Here is a 23,277-nt window from a genome sequence, read left to right on the forward strand (position 1 = left end):
AAATAAATTAATATAAAAATAAAAATAAGTATAGCACATTTAAATATATGTGTTATAATGTATAATATAATAATTCGAAAAAGGGGAGATATTATGGCTTTCAAATATATAAAATGGTTTGATGAAGTAGATAAAGAAGATATACCACTAGTAGGTGGTAAAGGAGCAAACTTAGGAGAGTTAACTACAAAAGGTGTAAAAGTTCCTCCAGGATTTTGCGTTACTGCATCAGCATATTCAGATTTTATAGAAAAAGCAAACTTACAAGATAAAATATTAGACATACTAAAAGATTTAGATACAGAAGATACTACTGAATTAGAAACAAAAAGTGCAGAAGTAAGAATGTTAATAATACAAGCAGAAATCCCTGAAGACATTAAAAAAGACATAATAGATGCTTATGAAGAATTTAGTAAAAAAGTAAATGTTAAAGATCCAGAAGTAGCTATCAGAAGTTCAGCTACAGCAGAAGATTTACCAGATGCATCTTTTGCAGGACAACAAGATACTTACTTACACATAAATGGAACAGAAGAAGTTATAACTCATATAAAAAGATGCTGGGCATCACTTTGGACAGGTAGAGCTATATACTACAGACAAGACCAAGGATTTAAACATGAAGAAGTGGCACTAAGTGTTGTAGTTCAAAAAATGGTAAATAGTAAAGTAGCAGGGGTTATGTTCACTGCAAACCCTATAACAAGTGCTCCAGATGAAATATTAATAAATGCTAGCTGGGGATTAGGAGAAGCTGTAGTATCAGGAATGGTTACTCCAGACGACTTTGTGTTAAGCAAATCTCCACTATCAATAATAGAGAGAAACGTAGCAGAAAAAAATATAATGGTAATAAAAAACAATGATGATGTAGGAACTATAGAAGTTCATGTATCAGAATTCTTAGGTGAAGAATTTGTAAATAAACAATGTTTAACGGATATAGAAGTAGCTGATTTAGCTAGAAATGGTATGGCAATAGAAAACCTATACAAATCACCTCAAGATATAGAGTGGGGACTAGATTCAGATACAGGAGAATTATATATACTACAATCAAGACCAATAACTACTTTAAAAGAGACAAAAGCTCAAGAAACTAATGTTCAAGTAGAAGAATTAAAATCATTAGTTAGAGGATTAGGAGCTTCACCAGGAATCGGTAGTGGTAAAGTTAAAAACATAAAAGATATATCTGAAATAGATAGAATAGAAGATGGAGATATTCTAGTAACTGTTATGACTAACCCAGATATGGTTCCAGCTATGAGAAAAGCAGCTGCTGTAGTTACAGATGAAGGTGGTAGAACTTGTCATGCGGCTATAGTATCTAGAGAGTTAGGAATTCCATGTATAGTAGGAGCTAAAAACGGTAGCGAAATACTTACAGAAGGAATGGAAGTTACAGTAGATTCAACTCGTGGAGTAGTATATGAAGGAATAGTTATGCAACAAAAAGAAAAATCAGCTGAAAAATCTTCTGAATCTACAGTAGGAATAAGTGAAGATATAATAAGCCAACTTACAGCTCCAATAACTGCAACAAAGCTATATATGAACCTTGGAGAGCCATCAATGATAGAAAAATATAAGAACTTACCATTTGATGGAATCGGACTTATGAGAACAGAACTTATATTTAATAATGAAATAGGAGCACATCCTATGTATTTATTAAAGACAGGTCAAGGAGATATACTAATAGAAAAAATGTCTCAAGCTATAACTAAAGTTGCTCAGGAATTATATCCAAGACCATTAGTTGTAAGATTAAGTGACTTTAGAACTAATGAGTTTAGAGGACTTAAAGGTGGAGACGAAGTTGAGCCTATAGAAGCTAACCCAATGATTGGTTGGAGAGGTGTTTCAAGATATATCTCTGAGGAATACGAAGAAGGATTCAGACTAGAGTGTAAAGCTATAAGAAAAGTAAGAGAAGAATTTGGACTATCAAATGTATATGTAATGCTTCCATTTGTAAGAACTACATGGGAACTTATAAAAGTAAAAGAAATAATGGCTAGTGAAGGATTAGTTCAAAGCAATGACTTTAAAATCTGGATAATGGCAGAAGTTCCATCAGTAATATTCCAAGCAGAAGAATTTGCTCAATTAGTAGACGGATTCAGTATAGGAAGTAATGACTTAACACAATTAACTTTAGGAGCAGATAGAGACTCAGGTATATTAAACAGCATGGGATACTTTGATGAAAGAAATCCAGCTATAAAAACAGCTATAAAAATGCTTATAGATGCGGCTCATAAATATGGAAAAACTGTTTCAATCTGTGGTCAAGGTCCATCAACTTACCCAGAATTTGCAGAATTCCTAGTTCAAGCTGGAATAGATAGTATCAGTGTAAATCCAGATACTGTAGCATACACTAGAAGATTAGTAGCTTCAGTTGAACAAAAAATAATATTAAACAAGTTAAGAGGATTATAATATAAAAAAATATAAATTTTAATAGACTACCACTAGGTAGTCTATTAATTTATATAAAAATTTAAAGGAGAATAATTATGAGTAATGTTTATAATATAGAGGAAAAACATTTAATAAAATGTGGAGAACTATTTGTAAAAGCATTTAATGCTAATCCATGGAATGATAATTGGACGGTCGATAATGCTTATAAAAGATTAAAAGATATTTACTCAACTCCTAACTTTATAGGACTAGTATATATAGAAAATGATGAAGTGAAAGGTGCAGTTCTAGGAAACTGTGAAACATGGTATGATGGAACAGACTATAATCTAAAGGAAATATTTATAGATGTAGACCATAAAGGCCGAGGAATTGGAAGTACAATTATTGAAGAATTAGAGTCAAAACTAAATACATTAAATATAAATAAGATTATACTAAATACTTTAAGAGCTAAAGAGGTATCAAATTTCTATATAAAAAATGAGTATAAGGAATTAGAAGATGTAGTTACTATGAGTAAATACATAAAGTAAGAGAACCTCAATTTTGGGAGTTCTCTTATTTTGCATACTTACAAGTCTTAAATAGCTCCTTATTGTGATATAGTAATATAGGCAGTAAATTAAGTGACTAAAGATAATACCTAGAAGGACATATTATGACTTGACATATACGATAAGTAAACGTATACTTATATTTGTAATACATAGTACCTTGTATTACAAAGTACCGTGTTTTATAGAAAGGTAATCAAAGTTTTAATTATTCTAATAGGAGGTATTTACTTTGAATAAGAAAGAGTTCTTAAATAAACTATATATTAGCCTAAGAAATATCACTGAAGCAGAAAAAAGGGAGATAATGGAGGATTACGAAGAGCATTTTAATGTTGGAATAGAGAGAGGCTTAAGTGAGGAAGAGATATCAAAAAAATTAGGAAATCCTGAACATATAGGTAGACAATATAAGTACAATTCTCTGGTAAACAAAGCTGAGGAAAACACAACTCCTTTAAATATAATGAGAGTTTTAATATCTGGTATAGGATTAGGTTTCTTTAATTTAGTATTAGGTCTACCAATTGTAGCTACTATAGTTGCCTTACTTATATCAGGATTAGCAGTGGGGCTATCTATGGGAATCGCAGGAGTTAGTATTTCTATAGCAAGTTTATTAGAGCCGCTAAACTTACCATTCATTAATATGGTATACATTCCAAATATGGCTAGTAGGTTCATGTTATTTTTCTTAGGAATAGGAGTATTTTTATTAAGTATTGCATCTACAATAGGAGTTTTTAAATTAACACAAGTATTCTTCAAAGGCATATTAAAATATATAAAGGCAAATGCAAAAATAATTACAGGATAAGCAGCTAAAAATCTCGCTTAATGGAGAGGATGAAAATCATTGAACTCACAATTTAAAAAGGGAGTCTTAGAACTATGCGTTTTGTGTGCTCTTTCTCAAAAAGACTGTTATGGATATGAGCTAGTTGAGACTATATCTGAAAATATACAAATATCAGAGGGTACAATCTATCCACTATTAAGGAAACTAGTGAAAGAAGAGTATTGTACAACATACTTGAAAGAATCTCAAGAGGGGCCGCCTAGAAAATATTACACTCTCACAGAACTAGGAGTAGAAACAAAGAACAAACTAATAAAAGAGTGGTACGAATTTATAGATGGAGTAGAAGGAATATTGTCTAAAGTAAAGTAAAAGGAGTGATGAATTTATGGAAATTAAAAGGATAGTTATAGTATGTATTATAGTAGGATTGATATCTATCTTAATAGCAGGTGCACTGTACTTGATGGGAGGATATAAAATCTTCAATACTCAGGATAACTATAGTATTGAGACTAAAGGTAGAAAAATAGCTAAAGAAGAATCTATAGAAAATGTAGAATCGATAAAGATAAAAGCTAGTATATCAAATGTTTACTTTCAGTATAGTGATGAGGACATCTTAAAACTAGAACTTATAAACCCTCTTAAAAAGTCAGAGGATCCAATTATAATAAATAATATTAATAATACTTTAACAGTAGATATCAATAAAGTTAATAAAGGGCTAAATTTGAAAAACGACATAATGAAAGGTAAGGTTGGTTCAACTCTTAAGATATCTATACCTAATAAGTATAAAGGTGATATGGATATTACATCAGATATAGGTGAACTTGAAGGGGAATATTCGGGTAAAAATCTAAACTTAAATACAAAACTAGGGGATATAGATGTAAAAATAAATGAAATAGAATCTGGTAAAATAGTTACAGATATAGGAGAAATAAAATTAAAAGTAAATGAAAATAATAACTTAACTTTTGATATAAAGACGAGTGTAGGAGAAATAGAAAATAAATTAAGAAGTACTAAACTTAACAGCTCTGATAATAGTTTTCCTGGAATGTCACAAAAAATGAACTTTGACATGAATGAAGGTGGAAGTTTAATAAAGTTAGAATCTAGATTAGGAGATATAGAGGTATATAACTAATATTAGTATAAAAAACAGACTAGATATTTAAGTTTATCTAGTCTGTTTTACTTTTCTAATAATGAGAACCCTATTCGTGTAAATCACCTAAAATCCTGCGATAACTCCACCTTTAAAGTTTTCTTCTATATACTTTTTGATTTTATCTGATTGTAATGCTTTTAAAAGAGCTTGAAGTTCTGGTCTGTTTTCATCACCTTTTCTTATAGCAATGATATTACCATAAGGAGAACTATTTTCTTCTAATATTAAAGCATCTTTCTGAGGATCAAATCCAGCTTCTAATGCATAGTTTCCATTTATAACAGATATATCAACGTCTTTTAAAGTTCTAGGAAGTGAAGCTGAATCTAACGCTTCAAATTTTAAGTTTTTAGGATTTTCCACTATATCTTTTTCAGTAGCATTAAAGCCAGCATCTTTTTTTAATTTTATTAGTCCATTCTTTTCAAGAATTAAAAGAGCTCTAGCTCCATTAGTAGCATCTGCTGGTATAGTTACAGTAGAGCCATTCTTAAGTTCATCTATTGATTTAATTTTCTCAGAGTATACTCCCATTGGCTCAAGGTGGATAGAACCTAACGATACTAAATTAGTACCTTTCTCTTTGTTGAAGTTTTCTAAGTAAGGTAGATGTTGAAAGAAATTAGCATCTAACTGTTTATCATTTACTACTAAATTAGGTTGAACATAGTCACTAAATTCTTTTACTTCTAAAGTAATGCCTTCTTTTTCCAAATCTTCCTTAACTAAAGCTAACATTTTTGCATGAGGTTCAGGAGACGCTCCTACTTTTAAAGTGATTTTTTCAGTTTTATTTTGTTCAGCAATATTACCATTATCTTTTGACTGATCTGCTTGTTTTTGGCATCCTGCTAATGCCAGAGAAGATACAAGTATAAGAACAAGCAATAAAATACCTAGTGATTTTTTCATTTATAAATCCTCCTTTTGAATTGTTTATTTTATATAAAAAATTTATCTTCTTTTGTTAATGGCAAAAACTACTTGATTGCCTATAAACTGAACTACTTGGACTAGAACTATTATGAGTATAACAGATGCAGCCATTATATTTGGATCAAACCTATGATATCCATATCTCATTGCTAAGTCTCCAAGACCGCCTCCTCCTATAGTACCAGCCATAGCAGAATATCCAATTAAGTTTATAATAGTAAGAGTTATATTAGAAACTATTGAAGGCATAGCCTCAGGAATCAACACTTTAAATATTATTTCCAAATTTGTAGAGCCCATAGCTAAAGCAGCTTCGACTATTCCACCATCAACTTCTCTTAGAGAACTTTCAATAACTCTAGCAACAAAAGGTGCAGCAGCAATAGATAGTGGAACTATAGTTGCTGTAGTTCCTATAGTAGTTCCCACTATAAGACGTGCTAATGGAAACAGCAGTATCATAAGTATTAAAAATGGGAAAGATCTACTTATATTTACTACAGTACCTAATATAGAATTTAAAATAGGTTTTTCCCACAAACCATCTTTTTCAGTAATGATTAACAATATACCTAGGGGTAGCCCTAATAATACTGATACAATAGTTGAAACGGATACCATATATAAAGTTTCCCAAAGTGAAGGTAATAGTAATTCTAGTAAACTATCCATTCCATATCACCTCCAGCGAAATATCATGGCTTTCTAGCCAACTCAATGCTTCATGAACTTTATTATCATCACCAGTAATTTGTATAGTTAAATTTCCTATACAAGTGCTCATGAGTTCATTTATATCTCCATCAATTATATTAATATCTACCTCAAAGTTTCTAATTAAGTTAGACAATATAGGTTCTTTTGCAGATTCACCTAAGTAACTAAGTTTAACAACTTTGGAGCCAGGTATCTCAGGGAATACTAATTCACTTTTACTGCTTGGCTCTATATGAGAGATAAAAGCTTTAGCAGTAGCTGTTTTAGGTCTAGAAAACACTTCTTCTACAGTATCTAGCTCTATGATTTTACCATTTTCTATAATAGCGACTCTATTACATATCTCACGAATAACTTCCATTTGATGAGTTATTAAAACTATAGTAAGTTTAAACTTATCTTGTATTTCTTTAAGAAGATTTAATATAGATTTAGTAGTTTGAGGATCAAGTGCTGAAGTAGCTTCATCACATAGTAAAACCTTAGGATTGCTAGCCAAAGCTCTAGCTATAGCAACTCTTTGCTTCTGTCCACCACTTAATTGTGAAGGATATGAACTAGACTTGTCCGACAAACCTACTAATGATAGTAGCTCTACAACTCTTTCTTTTATTGCCTTTTTATTTAACCCCAATATTTCCAATGGAAAAGCTATGTTATCAAACACAGTTCTAGAACTCAAAAGGTTGAAATGTTGAAATATCATTCCAACTTCTTTTCTAAGATTTCTTAGCTGACTTTTGTTTAACTCAGTTATATCAATTCCATCTATTATTATAGAACCACTAGTAGGCTCTTCTAATCTATTTAAAGTTCTAATGAGTGTAGACTTTCCAGCACCACTTAGACCTATAACTCCAAAAATTTCACCTTTAGATATCTCTAGATTTATATTTTTTAAAGCTTCTAGTGTAGTGTTATTAGATTTATAAACTTTATTTAGATCCTTTATAGTTATCATTATAAGTTCACCAACTCCTTGTACTAAAAAACCTCTTCACTAAGAAGAGATAAAAGCTTTGTATCTATTTATTTTAAGGTGATACCAGTAAATTGTCAAGGTGATTTATCTAAAAAACATACAATTCATATATGAATACATGGATTAATGTAAAAATACGCTATTAAAGCATAAAAATAAAAAGAATGGTTATAAATAAAAATAAGTGGGACATAATACTAAAAGAAGAAAATATATCAACACTAAGGAGGATAAACATGAGTTTAAAAAATCCAGTAAGTTTAAGTCAAATCAATCAAAAAGAACTACTAACTGTGCAAGACATAGTATCATCACATCAATTAATATCTAAAAAATTAGGTGACTACGCTAATCAATGCCAAGATGCTCAGTTAAAACAAATTTTTCAACAAGCTTCACAAGAAGCGAGCACTACTGCTCAAAACTTAATTCAATCATTATAATAGGAGGTTTTAGAATATGAGTATGCAAGAAAAAGACATCTTAATAGATGCATTATCGACTACAAAATCTAGTTTAGGAATATACAATATGGCTATAATGGAAACATCAAATATGCAACTTAGAAATACATTACAACAATTAAGAGATGGAGCAGAACAGTTCCAATATCAACTATATCAAATAGCTGAACAAAAAGGATATTATCAAGCTCCACAAGCAGCTAGTCAGCAAGAGTTACAACAAGCTAAAACTAGCTTATTACAAGGATAATAAGAATTAATTTAAGGTATTGATTTTTAAAAATACTTATGATAAGATACTTAAAAAGAACCTTTAATTCTGATCCAGAGAGGTCAGGAAGGAAGATATATCGGTTGTTTAATTAAGTATCTAAAACTAATACTACTAGCACTTCTGTGTATAGTTGTATACGATAGAGCCTTCCTGTAACTAGGGAAGGCTTTTTTTATACCTTTTAAAACAGTCCAGTGAGACTTAAAAGGAGGAAAACAATATGATAAAAGGAAGACATCTTATAGAACCTATGGATTTTACAATAGAAGAACTAGAAGAAATATTTGAAGTTGCAGATGATATCATAAAGAACCCAGAAAAATATACTGATATTTGTAAGGGAAAGATATTGGCAACTCTTTTTTATGAGCCTAGTACAAGGACGAGACTTAGTTTTGAATCAGCTATGTTAAGACTAGGAGGAAATATAATTGGGTTTTCAGATGCAAACTCAAGTTCAGTGTCTAAGGGAGAAAGTATAGCAGATACTATAAGAACAGTAAGTTGCTATGCAGATATAGCTGCTATAAGACATCCTAAAGAAGGAGCTCCAAAAGTAGCATCATTTTATTCAAACATACCTGTAATAAATGCTGGAGATGGTGGACATCAGCATCCTACACAAACACTTACAGACCTTCTAACTATAAGAACCATAAAAGGATCTTGCAATAACCTAACTATAGGACTTTGTGGTGACTTAAGATTTGGAAGAACTGTACATTCACTTATAAAAGCTATGTCTCGATATGAAAATATAAAGTTTATACTAATTTCACCAAATGAACTTAAAATACCAGAATATATAAAAAGCGAAGTGTTAAGAAAAAATAATATAGAATTTGAAGAAGTGGAAAGCTTAGAAGATAGCATAAACAAATTGGACATACTATACATGACTAGAGTTCAAAAAGAAAGATTTTTTAACGAAGAGGACTACGTAAGACTTAAGGATAGCTATATACTAGATAGTGAAAAAATGGCTAAGGCGAAGGATGACATGATAGTACTTCATCCATTACCGAGAGTTAATGAGATATCATACGAAATAGATAATGATCCTAGAGCATACTATTTCAAACAAGCGAAACTTGGTATGTATGTGAGAATGGCACTAATGGTAAAGTTACTGGGGGTGTGCTAATTGGTTTCTATAAATAGTATAAAGAAGGGTATAGTAATAGATCATATAAAAGCTGGATACGGTATAAAAATATATAATTATTTAGGACTGGATAAAGTAGATTTTACAGTAGCACTTATAAAGAATGCCGTTAGTGATAAAAGAGATAAAAAAGATATAATAAAAATTGAAAATGTTATGGATATGGATTTTACAGTATTAGGACTTATAGATCCTAATCTTACTATAAACATAATAGAAGACGAAGTCATAAAAGAAAAGATAAAATTGAAGATACCTGAAAGAGTAGATGATGTTATAAAGTGTAAGAATCCTAGATGTATAACTTCAGTTGAAAAATATATAACACATACTTTTTTCTTAGTAGACGAGGAAAGGGGACAATATAGATGTCAGTATTGCGATGAAATATATACTTTTCCAGAATTATAAGGGGGATTTAAAATGGACTTACTTATAAAGAATGCTAGAATAATAGATTCATCTCAAGATTTTAAGGGTGATGTATATATAAAAGATGGAATTATAGATAAAATAGGTAAAGATATAAATATAAACTGTGAAGTAGTAGATGCTAAAGGGCTAATATTAATGCCCTCGTTTATAGACTTACATGTACACTTTAGGGAACCGGGATATGAATATAAAGAAGATATAAGAACTGGAAGTTTGTCAGCACTAAGAGGTGGATATACAACAGTTAATTTAATGGGAAACACAAATCCAATATGCAGTACAAAAGAAACAGTAGACTATGTATTAAAAACATCTGAAGAAGTAGGTCTTATAGACATACACCAAACAGTATCTATGACAAGAGATTTTGATGGAGAAGATATAAGTCATTTAGATAATATACCAGACTATGTAAAGTTCATATCAGATGATGGTAAGGGTGTTAAAAACAATAAAGTAATGCTAGATATAATGATAAAATCAAAAGAAAAAGATTTAGTGAATATATCACATGCAGAGGACGAAGACATAACACCATTCTGTACAAGATTATCAGAAAATATCATTACATCTAGAGACATAGAGCTAGCGAAGTATACAGGGGCAAGACTTCATATGGCTCATGTAAGTACAATAGAAGCTATGAAATATATAATAGAAGCTAAAAGAAGTGGTGCAAATGTAACCTGCGAAGTAGCCCCACATCATATAGCATTAACAAATGAAGTAGAATACAGAGTAAATCCACCACTAAGAGAAAAAGAGGATGTAGAATTTTTGATAGATTGTATAAAAAATAACTGGGTAGATATGATAGCAACAGATCATGCTCCACATTCAGAAGAAGACAAGAAAAATGGAGCACCAGGTATGGTTGGACTAGAAACTGCATTTTCAGTATGTCTTACTAAATTAGTAAAAGAGGGACATATAGGTTTAAATAAATTATCAGAATTAATGAGTAAAAACCCAGCTAAACTTATGAAAGTAAATAAAGGCGAGATAAAAATAGGGTTAGATGGAGATTTAGTTTTAGTAGATATAGATAAAAAAATAAAGGTAAATCCAGAAGAATTTGCATCAAAGGGTAGAAACACAGTATTTAAAGATATGGAGTTTTTCGGAAGTGTAGAAAAGACTATAGTAAAAGGGAAAGTGCTATATTCGAGATAAACTAAAAGAGGAGGATTTACAACTTATGATTATAGATAAATTATTTGAAGCAGTAGAAAAGAAGGGACACGTATGTGTAGGGCTAGATACTGATATAAGTTATATACCAGAAGGTCTTTTTAAAAAATTCAACTCAATATCAGATGCGATATTTGAATATAACAGAAAAATAATAGATGCAACACTAGATGCATCATCTTGTTTCAAAGTTCAAATAGCATACTATGAAGCTTATGGACTAGAGGGAATAATAGCTTACAAAAAAACACTAGAATACTTAAGATCTAAAGAAACTATTATAATAGCGGATATAAAACGTGGAGACATATCTAAAACAGCAGAAATGTATGCTAAAGGGCACTTTGAAGGAGACTTTGAAAGTGACTTTATAACACTTAGTCCATACATGGGAATAGACAGTATAGAGCCATATTTAGAGTATGTAAAAAACAATGAAAAGGGGCTATTTCCCCTAATCAGAACATCAAATCAAGGTGCAAAAGATATACAGTATATAAAAGATGAGAACGGAGAAAGAATATTTAACGTGGTTGGAAAGAAGATTCAACAACTTGGGGACAAATATCTAGGAAACTGTGGATATAGTTCAATTGGTGGAGTAGTAGGATGTACTCATAGAGAAGAAGCTGTGGAAATAAGAAATACATTAGATAGAATGTTTTTCTTAATACCAGGATATGGAGCGCAAGGTGGAGCAGCAGAAGACGTAAAAGCACTTTTAAAAGATGGAAATGGTGGAGTAGTAAATTCATCTAGAGGGATACTATTAGCATATAAAAAGCATGAAGATGGAGCAGAAAAATTCGATATATATGCAAGAGAAGAAGCTATAAGCATGAGGGAGGCAATTAGAAATGTCATCTAAATATACAAAAGCAAGAGTTATAGAGAATATAGAAATAGCTAAAAATATATTTAAAATGACTATAGAAGGCGACTATTCAAAAGACAAAGCAGGACAATTTTATATGTTAAGAGCATGGGGAATAGAGCCCTTTCTTTCAAGACCAATAAGTATCCATGATGCAAATGAAAGCGGAATAGAGTTTCTTTATGAGGTTAGGGGTGAAGGAACTAGAATCTTTAGTGAACTTGAAAATGGAGACTATATAGAATTGCTAGGACCAGTTGGAAATGGATTTTATATTGAGAATATAAGTGGAAAAGTGGCAATAGTAACTGGTGGAATAGGGATAGCACCAATGTATATGACTGCTAAAAAACTTAAAGAAAAAGGTGTAGAAGTAGATTTTTATGCAGGATTTAGAGATGAAGTATATTCACTAGACTATGTAAAAGATTATGTAAAAGAAGTTAGCATTTGTACAGACTCAGGTTGTGTGGGACATAAAGGACTTGTAATAGATGTATTCGATCCTAAAAAATATGATGTAGTATTATCATGTGGACCAACACCTATGATGGAAAGAGTAGCGAAAATGTGTGATGAAGTAGGAACTTTAAGCTATGTTTCACTAGAGAGTCATATGGCTTGTGGAGTTGGAGCTTGTTTAGGTTGTACTTGTGATACTAAAGAAGGTAAAAAAGAGTATGTAAAGAAGGCCCAGTTTTCTTAGGAAAGGATGTGTTTGTAGATGCTTAAGGTAAATATCTGTGGAGTAGAACTTAAAAATCCTGTGATTACGGCTTCTGGGACTTTTGGATTTGGAGAGGAATATAACGAGTACTATGATGTATCTAAGCTTGGAGGGATATCTACAAAAGGTCTTACTATAAACCCTAAAGCAGGTAATGACGGAATTAGAATTCATGAAGTAACTGGAGGGCTTATAAACAGCATAGGACTTCAAAATCCAGGAATAGATGAATTTATAAACAGAGAATATCCTAAGATGAAAAAATTAGGGACAGTAACTCTAGCTAACTTAGGTGGAGGAACTATAGAAGATTATTTAGCAGGTATAGAAAAATTAAATAAAACAGATATAGAACTTATAGAGTTAAACATATCATGTCCAAACGTTAAATCAGGTGGTATGGCATTTGGTATACAGTCCAACGTAGCATATGATGTAGTTAAAAAAGTAAAAGAAGTAGCTGAAAAGCCAGTAATAGTAAAGCTTTCACCAAATGCAGAAGATATAGTAGATATGGCAGTAAAATGTGTAGAAGGTGGAGCAGATGGACTTTCACTAGTAAATACTTTTAAAGCTATAGCTATAGATATAAGAAAAAGAAAACCTGTATTTAACAATGTATTTGCAGGACTTTCAGGACCATGTATAAAGCCAATAGCACTAAGAATGGTTTATGAAGTAGCAGGAGCAGTGGATGTTCCTATAATAGGAATGGGTGGAATAATGAATTGGCAAGATGCTGTAGAGTTCATAATGGCAGGTGCTGATGCTATACAAGTAGGAAGTGCAAACTTTGCAAGACCAGATGTTGCAATAGAGATAATAGATGGAATAGAGAAGTTCATGATAGAAGAAGGAATAAAATCATTAGATGAAATTAAGGGAATAGCTAGATAAACAGAGAACCAAAGTGAGAAATATATACTGGGAGGAGAATATAAATGAGCGATAAAGTAATAGAAATATTTAAAGAGGTAGAAGCATTATTAGAGGGACATTTTTTACTATCATCAGGAAAGCACAGCAATAGATACGTTCAATGTGCGAAGTTATTACAATATCCGGATAAAGCGGCGGAAGTACTTAAAATAGCAGTAGAAAAAATAAAAGACCTAGGTATAGATCTAGTGGTAGGACCAGCTATGGGTGGAGTAGTAGTATCTTATGAACTAGGAAGACAACTTGGAAAACCAGCTATATTCACTGAAAGAGAAAATGGAGAAATGACTTTAAGAAGAGGGTTCAAAGTGGAACCTGGACAAAAAGTTATAATAGCAGAAGATGTTGTAACTACAGGAAAATCATCTCTTGAAACTATAAAAGTAATAGAAGAAGCAGGCGGAGAAGTAGTAGGAATAGCTTGTTTAGTAGATAGACAAAGCTCAAACATAGACTATCCAATATACAGCTGTATTCAACTAAACATAGAAAGCTTCGATAAAGAAGACTGTCCTCTATGTAAAGAAGGAAAAATAGAAGTAGTAAAACCAGGAAGCAGACAAATAAAAGCATAGGTAAATACTAACAAAAAGTTCTTACAACGGTTAATGTAAGAACTTTTTTTATTTACTAAAAGAGTTCTAGAAAGTATAGATTTATAATTTGCATAGTATATAATTAATTTCAATAATTATGTTTTATATCATAAAACAATTCATGTATAATACTCTATACTGGAGAAAATTATTATTAATAGGAGTTGAAAATATGGAAGAGTATAAAGTAGTTGATTTAAAAAAATTCTCACGTTCGGAATATTATGAATATTTCATGGCAGTAGGTACTACCTTTGAGATGACTGTAAAAATTGATGTAACAAAAGCAGTCAAAAAGTGTAAAGGGGAAGCTTTGAGCTTTTATTCTTATTCAATTTTTAATTTAACAAAGGCAGTGAATACAATTCAAAACTTTAAATATGATATATTAAATGGTCAATTAATTGAATGGGATAAAATTATTCCTACATTTACAAACTTTAATCAAGAGACTAAGATGTTCTATACATTGTGGCTCGATGATATGCCAGATTATCAAACATTCGATAAACAATTTAAGAAAACAGTCCAAACTTACTCATCATCAACTGGTATTTCACCAATGGTAGAAATCCCTAGTAATGTATTTAATATTTCTTCTATTCCTTGGACTCACTTTGAGCAATTTTCATCAAATACGAGTAAAATAGATGACAATTTAAAGCCAATGATTACAACTGGAAAATACGAAGAAATTGATTCAAAGTTATTGTTGCCTGTCACTATTAAGGTTCATCACGCTACAGTAGATGGCTATCATGTAGCTATGTTTTTTGAGCAGTTCCAAAAAGAAATGAATGCGTAAATAAGACTTCAAAATTATATGGAAGTAGTTCTATTGTTTGAGAATGAACTTGAGAAAAGAAGTTTTATAAATTATGTTGAAGAGCATTTGGAACAATACGAAGAAAGAATTTCTCGAAACTTAGAAGATTATAGTTATTTGAGTATTTTCTCTCCAGAAAAAGAGTTAGTTATTAGACGTATTAAGATGTTTCTAAAATGAAACATCTTTTTTGTTATGTTTATCTAAAGAGTTCTAAAAAGTATAGATTTATAATCTATATAGTATATAATTACTTTTAACAATTATTTGTATATTATAAAACAATAAATAAAAGGTATCCACATGTAAGGATAGACATAAAAACCGACTTCAACCATAGGTTTAATATGGATACAGAAGTCAACTACCACTCCATTGTTTTGCAATGGGTATGTATATATACTTTACATATGGAATATATCAATATTTTATCAGAAAGGTGCACCTAAATGAGAGAATTAAAAATAAGTGATATGATCCAAAAATTAAGAAAGTCAAAAAAACTTACGCAAAGTCAGCTAGCAGAATGCGTAGGAGTATCTATTGCAGCAGTATCAAAGTGGGAAAATGGATTATCTTATCCCGATATTACTTTATTACCAAGCTTAGCAGCTATTTTTGAAGTGTCTATAGATAAGTTATTTAGTTACAACTTAAATAGTGATGGAAGTGATATTATTACAAGAATTAAGAAAAATTTTGAAGAGGAAGCCAAGGAGTATGATAGTAGAATACTAAAATTAATACCATGCTATGAACAGATGATAAACGCTATGATATCTGTAATACCATTTGATAAAGATACTAGCATAAATGTTATAGATATTGGAGCTGGAACAGGAAACGTATCTAAGGCGATAAAAGACAGATTTAAAAATTCCAAAATAACTTGTCTTGATATTTCTAAAAATATGATTGGAGTGGCTAAGTTAAAATTAAAGGGATATAGTGATGTGAAGTATGAAATAGAAGACTTTTACTCATATAGTTTTAAAGAAAAATATGATGTAGTTATATCATCACTTTCACTTCACCACTTGTCTACAGACAATGATAAAAAGAATTTCTATAAGAAAATATATGATTTTCTATATGATGAAGGTGTATTTTATAATTTAGATCTTGTTCTGGGAAGTAGTGATATAATACAGAACTTATATATTTCTCAGTGGAAAGAATTTATGTATAAATCTATAAGTAATGAAGAAATAGATAATAAGTTAATGAGAAAATATTATGAAGAAGATAATCCTTCAAAATTAATAGATCAAATTCATTGGCTGGAGAATATAGGATTTAAAAACGTAGATATAATCTTCAAATACTTTAATTATGCTATTTATGGAGGTATGAAGTAAAAAATAGAAGGGAAGTGGAGTATTTTATCATGAAAAAAATAGTCGCATTAACCTTAGTTACAATAGTATTTGGAAGTCTTTTAGTAGCATGTAAGAGTAAAACCGATCTAGTTTCATTTGAAAAAGCTGAGATAAAAAAACCACAAGTAATTAAAATTGCTAGACTAAATGCGGAAGCCGTAAATTTAGTTGCAAAAGAACAGAAATTCTTTGAAAAAGAATTTGAAAAGGATGATATAAAGATAGAATATTCAATATTTGACTCAGGTGCCCCTATAGTAGAGGGCTTTACAGCCGGAAGGATAGACATTTCACTAACAGGAGACCAACCTATATTAAACGGAATAGCAAAAGGGGTTCCGATTAGTATAGTTGGAGCAATTGATGGTGGAGTAAAAAATCAAGGCTTAGTTGTTTCAGAAAAGTCAAATATAAAGGATTTAAAAGATCTAAAAGGAAAGAAAATAGGGTTAGGAATAGGAACAGTAAATCAACACTTACTATCTTTATATCTGGATAAAGCGGGATTAGAAGAGAGTGATGTAAAAATGGTTAATTTAAAACCAGGAGACGGTGTAAATGCATTAATTACAAATGATGTAGATGCAATTATTTCTATAGAACCATTTATTTCACTTGCAGAATCTAAGAATGCTGGAAAGTTACTTTTTGATGGTACTGGATATAAAAGATCAGTAGTTACACTTACTGTCTCAAACGATTTTAGTGAAAAGTATCCTGAAATTACTTCTAGAATTTTGAAGGTATATAACGATACAACTATATGGATTGACGAGAATAAGGAAGAAGCAGCTAAAATTATAGCAAATGAAGCTAAAGTTCCTGAAGAGCTTTTAGTTAAGATTAGTGCAAATAAAAAACCAGGGGTAACTCTATCAGAAGATGATATTAAAGAATTTAATTCAACACTTGTTTTTTTAGAGAAATCTAAGATTGTAGATAGAAAAATAGAAATAGAGTCTGTATTTAACAGAGAGTTTTTTAAAGTAGGATATATACTAAGTTGATCAATAGTTTAAAAATAATAAAGATAAATATTAAAAGTTTAAACTATTAGATTTGAAAGGGGAATTTAAGTTGGCTCAAAATAACACCGCGTTACAAACATATAAAATAAAAAGTAAGTTATCTAAGAAGTTTTTTAGAAAATATACTTTACTGAATAGATTATTGCCAGCCATACTGACTCCTTTAGTAATATTAATAGCATGGGAAATAGCTGTAAAATTGGGATATGTAAAAGTAATAATATTACCTTCGCCTTCTAGTATTTTTAATACACTTATAGCTATGATAAAATCTGGTGAACTTACAAGGCATCTCAGAATAAGTTTATTTAGAGTTTTAGAGGGATTTCTAATTGGATCGATATTAGGGCTAATATTTGGAATAGTTATAGCATTGTTTAAGAAGGTAGAGGAAGCATTAAGCTTTACAATAAGTTTTTTAAGGCCAATTCCAATTATTGCTTGGATACCCGTCCTGATACTTTGGATGGGAATTGATGAAGGTTCTAAAATTGCTGTGATTGCAATAGGTAGCTTCTGGCCAGTATTAATTAATACGATAGATGGTATAAAGTCTGTAGATAAAAAGTATCTTCAAGTTGCAATAGTACTTGAAAAAAGTAAAATTAATACTTTATTCAAAGTAGTGTTACCTTCAGCACTCCCATCTATATTTACAGGAATTAGAGTCGGTATTGGAATAGCGTGGATGTGTGTAGTTGCAGCCGAGCTTGTTGCGGCTGAATCAGGAATAGGGTATCAAATAATGTATTCAAGAGAAATTATGCAGCCTAATCAAATGTTTGCCGGAGTGTTTTCAATAGGACTTGTAGGATTTCTAATTGAAAAAATTATTGGACATATAGAATCTAAGATCTTAAAGTGGAATGTTAATATAAAAAGTTAGGGGTAAGTGTTATGGATAATAATAAAAAGTTAGACTTAACATTAAAAATAAGTAATTTAAGTAAGTATTTCAAAGTTGAAAGTGACAATATACTTGCCCTTGAAAATATTAATCTTACTGTTAAACAGGGGGAGTTCATTTCAATTATAGGTGCAAGTGGATGTGGAAAGAGTACTCTTCTTAAGTTAATATTAGGGCTAGAAAGAGACTATGAAGGGCAAATGCTTTTAGGAGATAAACCTATCAATGGACCAAATGTTGAGAGGGGTGTAGTGTTTCAAGAGGCAAGACTTTTTCCATGGCTTACTGTTGAAGGTAATATAAGCTTTGGACTAAGAGGCAATGTAAGTAAAAAAGACAGAAAAGATATAATAGAACATCATATAGAGTTAGTTGGATTAAATGGATTCCAAAAAGCATATCCTTATCAATTGTCAGGAGGAATGCAACAAAGAGTAAGTATAGCAAGAGCATTAGTGAATAAGCCGAAATTACTTTTGTTAGATGAACCATTTGGAGCACTAGATGCTATGACTCGTATTAGTATGCAACAGGAGATTCTTAGAATATGGGAAAAAGAAAAAACTACTATGATAATGGTTACACATGATATTGATGAAGCTATTAACCTTGGAGATAGGGTAGTTATGATGTCAAATAGACCAGGAACTATTAAAAAAATAGTAGATATTAAGCTTACAAGACCTAGAGATAGTAGTAGTTTAAATTATGTAAGTATAAGAAAGGCCGTTTATGAGAAATTCTTTAAAACAATAGAACCAACTATAGAGTATGAAATATAAGGGGGATTATTATGTTATTAAATGAAAAAAATATAAAGGTAGATCAGCAAACACAAAGGCGTTTAAAAACTGGACTCATCGCTTATGATAAGGAAAAGGCTTTTAATGGATATACTCTTTTTACACCTATTGCTAGTGATGGAACAGTATATTTAATAGATATGGAGGGAAATATTGTTCACAAGTGGCATTTACCATATCCACCGGGACAGTACGGATATATTTTAGAAAATGGAAATCTTTTTTATAATGCTTGGACGCTTCCAGATAGTGATGATAGACGCTTTCCATTTTGGCCACTGTATAAAGGTGGAGCTTTAGTTGAAGTCAACTGGAATAGTGAAGTTGTATGGGAGTATAAAAATACAAATCATAGTCATGATGCTCGTAGGCTTAAAAATGGTAATACAATTTTATTATCTATTGAAAAAGCACCAGAGGGCATAGTTGACAAGATAAAAGGTGGAATTCCCGGAAGTGAGGGAGAAAGTGGGTTTTGGACTGATAGGATTATAGAGATAAATCCTAAAGGAGAGATTGTGTGGGATTGGCACTCTTGGGAACATGTAGATGAGTTATTAGATCATCCTATAACAGATCAAGATTGCAGAGATCATTGGCCAATGGGAAATAGTATAGAGGTAATACCAAGTGGAGATATTTTAGTAAGCTTTAGAAACATAAGTACAGTAGTTATTATTAGTAAAGAAACTGGAAAAGTTATATGGAAACTTGGACATGATGTGGTTTCACAGCAACATGCTCCAACATGGCTAGATAATGGAAATATTCTTATATTCGACAATGGTTCTCAGAGAAAAGCTGATCCATCTATATATTCAAGAGTGATAGAAGTAGATCCTAAAACATCAAAAATTGTTTGGGAATATCAAGATAACCCTAAAACAAACTTCTTTAGTCCATATGTCTCAGGAGCTAGACGATTGCCAAATGGAAATACGCTAATAACTGAAGGTTTTAAAGGAAGATTCTTTGAAGTCACCAAGTCAGGAGAAGTTGTTTGGGAATATATAAATCCATACTTTGTAGAGTATCAAGAAGGTAGGATAGAAAAGAATTTTCTAAATAATCAAGTTTTCAGATCATATCGATATGCGCCGTCAGAATTACCACAAATCTTAAAGTAGAAAGATAAGGATATATTATAGAACCTACTCTATAATGTATCCTTATTTTATATCTTAAATCTAAAATAAGGATAATCCGTAAAACAATGTTGACAAAATAGATGTGTTTACAATATAATAATACAAACAAAACATACTGGAATAGTAGGAATATAAAAGGTGAAACTAACATACACATAAAACTATAGTAATATTCCTTTAGAAATTGTTTTAAGATTTGAAATAATATCAATACTAGGGGGTTAAAACTATGCAAACAGAAGTAATATTGTCTCCGAAGAAAAAAGAAAAGAATGGAGAAGGAGGTAAAACTAAAACAATAAAAAAATATGGTGAGTTTATCAACTATATTGCTCTTCCCATAATCATTTTAGTGGTTTGGTGGCTATTAACAACAAAAGAGCTATTTCCATCAGCCATACTTCCTTCAATTCCAACAGTAGCAAAGTCTTTTATAGCTCAATTGAAATCTGGACAGTTAATTGATGATATAAGTATAAGTCTATTTAGAGTTATTAAAGGATTTCTCATTGCATCTATACTAGGAATAACTCTTGGAGTACTGATGGGGATATCAGCAAAAATTAATCGCTTTTTTACTTTATCACTTAAAGGAATAAGACAAATACCAATGATGGCTTGGATTCCATTAATAATATTATGGGTAGGTATTGGTGAAGCTTCAAAAATAACTATTATAGTGCTAGGAGCATTCTTTCCAGTACTTGTGAACACTATAAGTGGAATACAACAAATTCCGAAAGGATATATTGAAGTTGGTAGAATGTTTAGATTAAGTAGATGGGAACTATTTAGAAAGATTTATCTACCATCAGCTATTCCTTCAATATTTGTAGGACTTAAATTAGCATTAGGATTTTCATGGATGATTGTAGTTGCAGCAGAGTTAATATCATCCAGTTCAGGTATAGGGTATAGAATAAATGATGCCCGTAGCTTAATGCAACCCGAAGTGGTCATGGTGGGAATGTTAGTAATAGGATTTATAGGAGTACTAATGGATCTAATACTAGGAGTAATTTCAAGACATATTACTCCGTGGTCACAAACAAAGTAAGGGGGATGGGACAAATGGGTGCAAACAATTTAGTTGTCAAAAGTTTAAACAAGTCATTTAATGTGAACAAAGAAAAAAGGAATATACTAAATGATATAAATCTTGATGTAAAACAAGGTGAGTTTATAAGTATAGTTGGGCATAGCGGGTGTGGTAAAAGTACTTTGCTTAAAATAATTGCAGGACTTTTAGATTATGATTCTGGAGAAGTAACTATTGATAAAGAAGCTATTAGTGAACCTGATACTGATAGAGGAATGGTTTTTCAAGAACACAGGCTATTTCCTTGGCTAACAGTGAAAGAAAATGTATCGCTAGGATTAAAGGATCTTTCAAAAGAAGATAAAGAAAAACTCACGCTAGAGTATTTAGAACTAGTAGGACTAGAAGATTTTAAGGATGCATATCCTCATCAAATATCTGGTGGAATGGCTCAGCGCGCGGCTATTGCAAGGGCATTAGTAAACAAACCTAAGATACTTCTACTAGATGAACCGTTTGGGGCATTAGATGCATTAACAAGAATTCAAATGCAACAAGAAGTTCTAAATATATGGGAAAAAGAGAAAACGACAATGATAATGGTAACTCATGATATTGACGAAGCAATATTTCTAGGAGATAGAGTAGTTATAATGTCTGCTAAAACGGGACAAATTGAAGAGATTCTATCTGTAAAAATTTCAAGACCTAGAAGTAGATCAAGCACGGAATTTTCACAACTAAAGAAAAAAGTATACTCACACTTCTTTAAAGAAGTAGAAATATTGCCGGAATATAATATTTAAAAATTAAAATAGACGGAGTAAAAGGGGGAATAGCTGTGATAAAAAATTTTTTAAGTTTTATTTTAGTAGTATTAATAGGGATTTCAATAACAGCATGTGAAAAAAAGCAAGAAGCTTCTAAGGAAACTACAAAGGCATCGACAGAAGTCAAAGGAGAAAAATTGGTAAGACTCGGCTTCCCGGGATCTCAAAATTTTTTAGGAGGAGTAGCTGGGATTGCACAAGAGAAAAAGTTTTTCGATGAAGAATTAAAAAAAGTAGGATACAAAATAGAGTATGTTCCATTTGCGGCAGCAGGTCCAGCTGTAAATGAAGCTTTAGCAGGAAAGCAAATAGATTTTGCTATATATGCAGATTTTCCAGGAGTAGTTTTGAAGTCAAAAGGTATTGATATTGATCTATTAGGAATAACAGATAATAAAATTCATTCTACAATAGTGATTAAAAATGACTCTAAGATCAGTTCTATCAAGGATTTAAAAGGTAAGAAGATAGGATTTACAAAAGGAACATATATGCAAAAATTTTTAATAGAGATATTAGATAAAAATGGACTTACCACTAATGATGTTGAGCTTATAAATGTAACTACAGATGCAGAATCAGCACTAATAACAGGAAATATAGATGCACTAGTACAAACAGATACACAGGCATTACAATTAACTGTAACTAAAAAGATAGCAAAAGAACTCGATAGTACGCGTAACTATCCTGAACTTAGTGCACAATCAGTTTTTGTAGGAGATCATAAATTTGCTAAGGATAATCCAGAAGTTCCAGTCGCAATACAAAAAGCACTTGTAAAGGCGAGAGAGTATTTTAAAAATAATACTGAGGACAGCTATAAAATCTTAACAAAGTCAGGATTAGACTTAGAGGCTATAAAAAAACAATATGATAGTGAAAGTCCTGAATTTGAGATATTTACTTTAGATATTACACAAGACTCTATTAAAAGACTTGACGAAACACAAAAGTATTTAATAGATCAGGAGTTAATTACAAATAAATTTGATACTGAAAAATGGTCAGATAATTCTTATTATGAAAAAGCTATAAAATAAAA

The 23,277-nt window shown here is 31.0% G+C and carries 27 protein-coding genes; 24 read left to right on the forward strand and 3 right to left on the reverse strand.

The annotated features are described in order from the left end of the window. The first annotated feature begins 93 nt into the window (after positions 1-93). From ppsA to CURI_RS03530, 5 genes are all read left to right on the forward strand, one after another. Positions 94-2,451: a phosphoenolpyruvate synthase gene (gene ppsA / locus CURI_RS03510; RefSeq protein WP_014966902.1), complete on the forward strand. Its 2,358-nt coding sequence runs from the start codon at positions 94-96 to the stop codon at positions 2,449-2,451. A gap of 77 nt (positions 2,452-2,528) precedes the next feature. Further along, positions 2,529-2,972, forward strand: coding sequence for a GNAT family N-acetyltransferase (locus CURI_RS03515; RefSeq protein WP_014966903.1), 444 nt, complete (start codon positions 2,529-2,531; stop codon positions 2,970-2,972). Between the two features lie 253 nt (positions 2,973-3,225). Continuing rightward, complete coding sequence (locus tag CURI_RS03520) at positions 3,226-3,810, forward strand: DUF1700 domain-containing protein (protein WP_014966904.1); 585 nt, start codon at positions 3,226-3,228, stop codon at positions 3,808-3,810. A gap of 39 nt (positions 3,811-3,849) precedes the next feature. Further along, the gene (locus CURI_RS03525) at positions 3,850-4,164 is read left to right on the forward strand and encodes a PadR family transcriptional regulator (RefSeq protein WP_014966905.1); all 315 of its coding nucleotides are present in this window, start codon (positions 3,850-3,852) and stop codon (positions 4,162-4,164) included. A 16-nt stretch (positions 4,165-4,180) separates the two neighbouring features. Next, complete coding sequence (locus CURI_RS03530; protein WP_014966906.1) at positions 4,181-4,948, forward strand: DUF4097 family beta strand repeat-containing protein; 768 nt, start codon at positions 4,181-4,183, stop codon at positions 4,946-4,948. Positions 4,949-5,035: 87 nt separating this feature from the next. Here the strand turns inward: CURI_RS03530 and CURI_RS03535 are convergent, their stop codons facing one another. From CURI_RS03535 to CURI_RS03545, 3 genes are read right to left on the reverse strand one after another with little or no spacing between them, the layout of a single operon-like run. Beyond that, positions 5,036-5,884, reverse strand: coding sequence for a MetQ/NlpA family ABC transporter substrate-binding protein (locus CURI_RS03535; RefSeq protein ID WP_014966907.1), 849 nt, complete (start codon positions 5,882-5,884; stop codon positions 5,036-5,038). A gap of 42 nt (positions 5,885-5,926) precedes the next feature. Next, positions 5,927-6,580, reverse strand: a complete 654-nt coding sequence (locus tag CURI_RS03540; RefSeq protein WP_014966908.1) for a methionine ABC transporter permease — start codon at positions 6,578-6,580, stop codon at positions 5,927-5,929. Next, a complete protein-coding gene (locus tag CURI_RS03545) occupies positions 6,573-7,586 on the reverse strand; it encodes a methionine ABC transporter ATP-binding protein (protein ID WP_014966909.1) in 1,014 nt (337 codons plus the stop codon). Before CURI_RS03545 ends, CURI_RS03540 begins: the two co-directional genes overlap by 8 nt. Before the next feature lie 257 nt (positions 7,587-7,843). On the opposite strand from CURI_RS03545, the gene CURI_RS03550 reads away from it, so the two are divergent. The 19 genes from CURI_RS03550 (at position 7,844) to CURI_RS03635 (ending at position 23,275) form a co-directional block, all read left to right on the forward strand. Further along, the gene (locus CURI_RS03550; protein WP_041701501.1) at positions 7,844-8,050 is read left to right on the forward strand and encodes a hypothetical protein; all 207 of its coding nucleotides are present in this window, start codon (positions 7,844-7,846) and stop codon (positions 8,048-8,050) included. A 16-nt stretch (positions 8,051-8,066) separates the two neighbouring features. Then, a complete protein-coding gene (locus tag CURI_RS03555) occupies positions 8,067-8,321 on the forward strand; it encodes a spore coat protein (protein ID WP_014966911.1) in 255 nt (84 codons plus the stop codon). A gap of 244 nt (positions 8,322-8,565) precedes the next feature. Then, positions 8,566-9,489 carry an aspartate carbamoyltransferase gene (pyrB, locus tag CURI_RS03560; RefSeq protein ID WP_014966912.1) on the forward strand — a complete coding sequence of 308 codons (924 nt, stop codon included), beginning with the start codon at positions 8,566-8,568 and terminating at the stop codon, positions 9,487-9,489. Continuing rightward, the gene (locus CURI_RS03565) at positions 9,490-9,921 is read left to right on the forward strand and encodes an aspartate carbamoyltransferase regulatory subunit (RefSeq protein ID WP_014966913.1); all 432 of its coding nucleotides are present in this window, start codon (positions 9,490-9,492) and stop codon (positions 9,919-9,921) included. Between the two features lie 12 nt (positions 9,922-9,933). Next, complete coding sequence (locus CURI_RS03570) at positions 9,934-11,118, forward strand: dihydroorotase (RefSeq protein WP_014966914.1); 1,185 nt, start codon at positions 9,934-9,936, stop codon at positions 11,116-11,118. A gap of 25 nt (positions 11,119-11,143) precedes the next feature. Next, a complete protein-coding gene (gene pyrF / locus CURI_RS03575) occupies positions 11,144-12,004 on the forward strand; it encodes an orotidine-5'-phosphate decarboxylase (RefSeq protein ID WP_014966915.1) in 861 nt (286 codons plus the stop codon). After that, a complete protein-coding gene (locus tag CURI_RS03580; RefSeq protein ID WP_014966916.1) occupies positions 11,994-12,716 on the forward strand; it encodes a dihydroorotate dehydrogenase electron transfer subunit in 723 nt (240 codons plus the stop codon). Before pyrF ends, CURI_RS03580 begins: the two co-directional genes overlap by 11 nt. A gap of 18 nt (positions 12,717-12,734) precedes the next feature. Then, complete coding sequence (locus CURI_RS03585; protein ID WP_014966917.1) at positions 12,735-13,634, forward strand: dihydroorotate dehydrogenase; 900 nt, start codon at positions 12,735-12,737, stop codon at positions 13,632-13,634. A gap of 44 nt (positions 13,635-13,678) precedes the next feature. Beyond that, complete coding sequence (gene pyrE / locus CURI_RS03590) at positions 13,679-14,251, forward strand: orotate phosphoribosyltransferase (RefSeq protein ID WP_014966918.1); 573 nt, start codon at positions 13,679-13,681, stop codon at positions 14,249-14,251. Between the two features lie 193 nt (positions 14,252-14,444). Then, the gene (locus tag CURI_RS03595) at positions 14,445-15,077 is read left to right on the forward strand and encodes a CatA-like O-acetyltransferase (protein ID WP_014966919.1); all 633 of its coding nucleotides are present in this window, start codon (positions 14,445-14,447) and stop codon (positions 15,075-15,077) included. Positions 15,078-15,110: 33 nt separating this feature from the next. Next, positions 15,111-15,278, forward strand: coding sequence for a hypothetical protein (locus CURI_RS15740; RefSeq protein WP_187287417.1), 168 nt, complete (start codon positions 15,111-15,113; stop codon positions 15,276-15,278). 269 nt (positions 15,279-15,547) lie between these two features. Beyond that, a complete protein-coding gene (locus CURI_RS03600) occupies positions 15,548-16,456 on the forward strand; it encodes a methyltransferase (RefSeq protein WP_014966920.1) in 909 nt (302 codons plus the stop codon). A gap of 29 nt (positions 16,457-16,485) precedes the next feature. Then, positions 16,486-17,484 carry an ABC transporter substrate-binding protein gene (locus CURI_RS03605; RefSeq protein ID WP_041701504.1) on the forward strand — a complete coding sequence of 333 codons (999 nt, stop codon included), beginning with the start codon at positions 16,486-16,488 and terminating at the stop codon, positions 17,482-17,484. A 70-nt stretch (positions 17,485-17,554) separates the two neighbouring features. Next, positions 17,555-18,391 carry an ABC transporter permease gene (locus CURI_RS03610; RefSeq protein WP_014966922.1) on the forward strand — a complete coding sequence of 279 codons (837 nt, stop codon included), beginning with the start codon at positions 17,555-17,557 and terminating at the stop codon, positions 18,389-18,391. A gap of 11 nt (positions 18,392-18,402) precedes the next feature. Then, entirely contained in the window at positions 18,403-19,194 is a 792-nt protein-coding gene (locus tag CURI_RS03615) for an ABC transporter ATP-binding protein (RefSeq protein ID WP_014966923.1), read from the forward strand. An 11-nt stretch (positions 19,195-19,205) separates the two neighbouring features. Next, complete coding sequence (locus CURI_RS03620; protein WP_014966924.1) at positions 19,206-20,342, forward strand: aryl-sulfate sulfotransferase; 1,137 nt, start codon at positions 19,206-19,208, stop codon at positions 20,340-20,342. A 250-nt stretch (positions 20,343-20,592) separates the two neighbouring features. Next, a complete protein-coding gene (locus CURI_RS03625; protein WP_014966925.1) occupies positions 20,593-21,420 on the forward strand; it encodes an ABC transporter permease in 828 nt (275 codons plus the stop codon). A 14-nt stretch (positions 21,421-21,434) separates the two neighbouring features. Beyond that, complete coding sequence (locus CURI_RS03630; RefSeq protein ID WP_041701506.1) at positions 21,435-22,208, forward strand: ABC transporter ATP-binding protein; 774 nt, start codon at positions 21,435-21,437, stop codon at positions 22,206-22,208. A 35-nt stretch (positions 22,209-22,243) separates the two neighbouring features. Beyond that, positions 22,244-23,275 (forward strand): ABC transporter substrate-binding protein, encoded by a 1,032-nt coding sequence (locus CURI_RS03635; RefSeq protein ID WP_014966927.1) that lies wholly within the window; start codon positions 22,244-22,246, stop codon positions 23,273-23,275. Positions 23,276-23,277 lie beyond the last annotated feature (2 nt).

The sequence above is a fragment of the Gottschalkia acidurici 9a genome, assembly GCF_000299355.1.
Classification (GTDB): Bacteria; Bacillota; Clostridia; order Tissierellales; family Gottschalkiaceae; genus Gottschalkia; species Gottschalkia acidurici.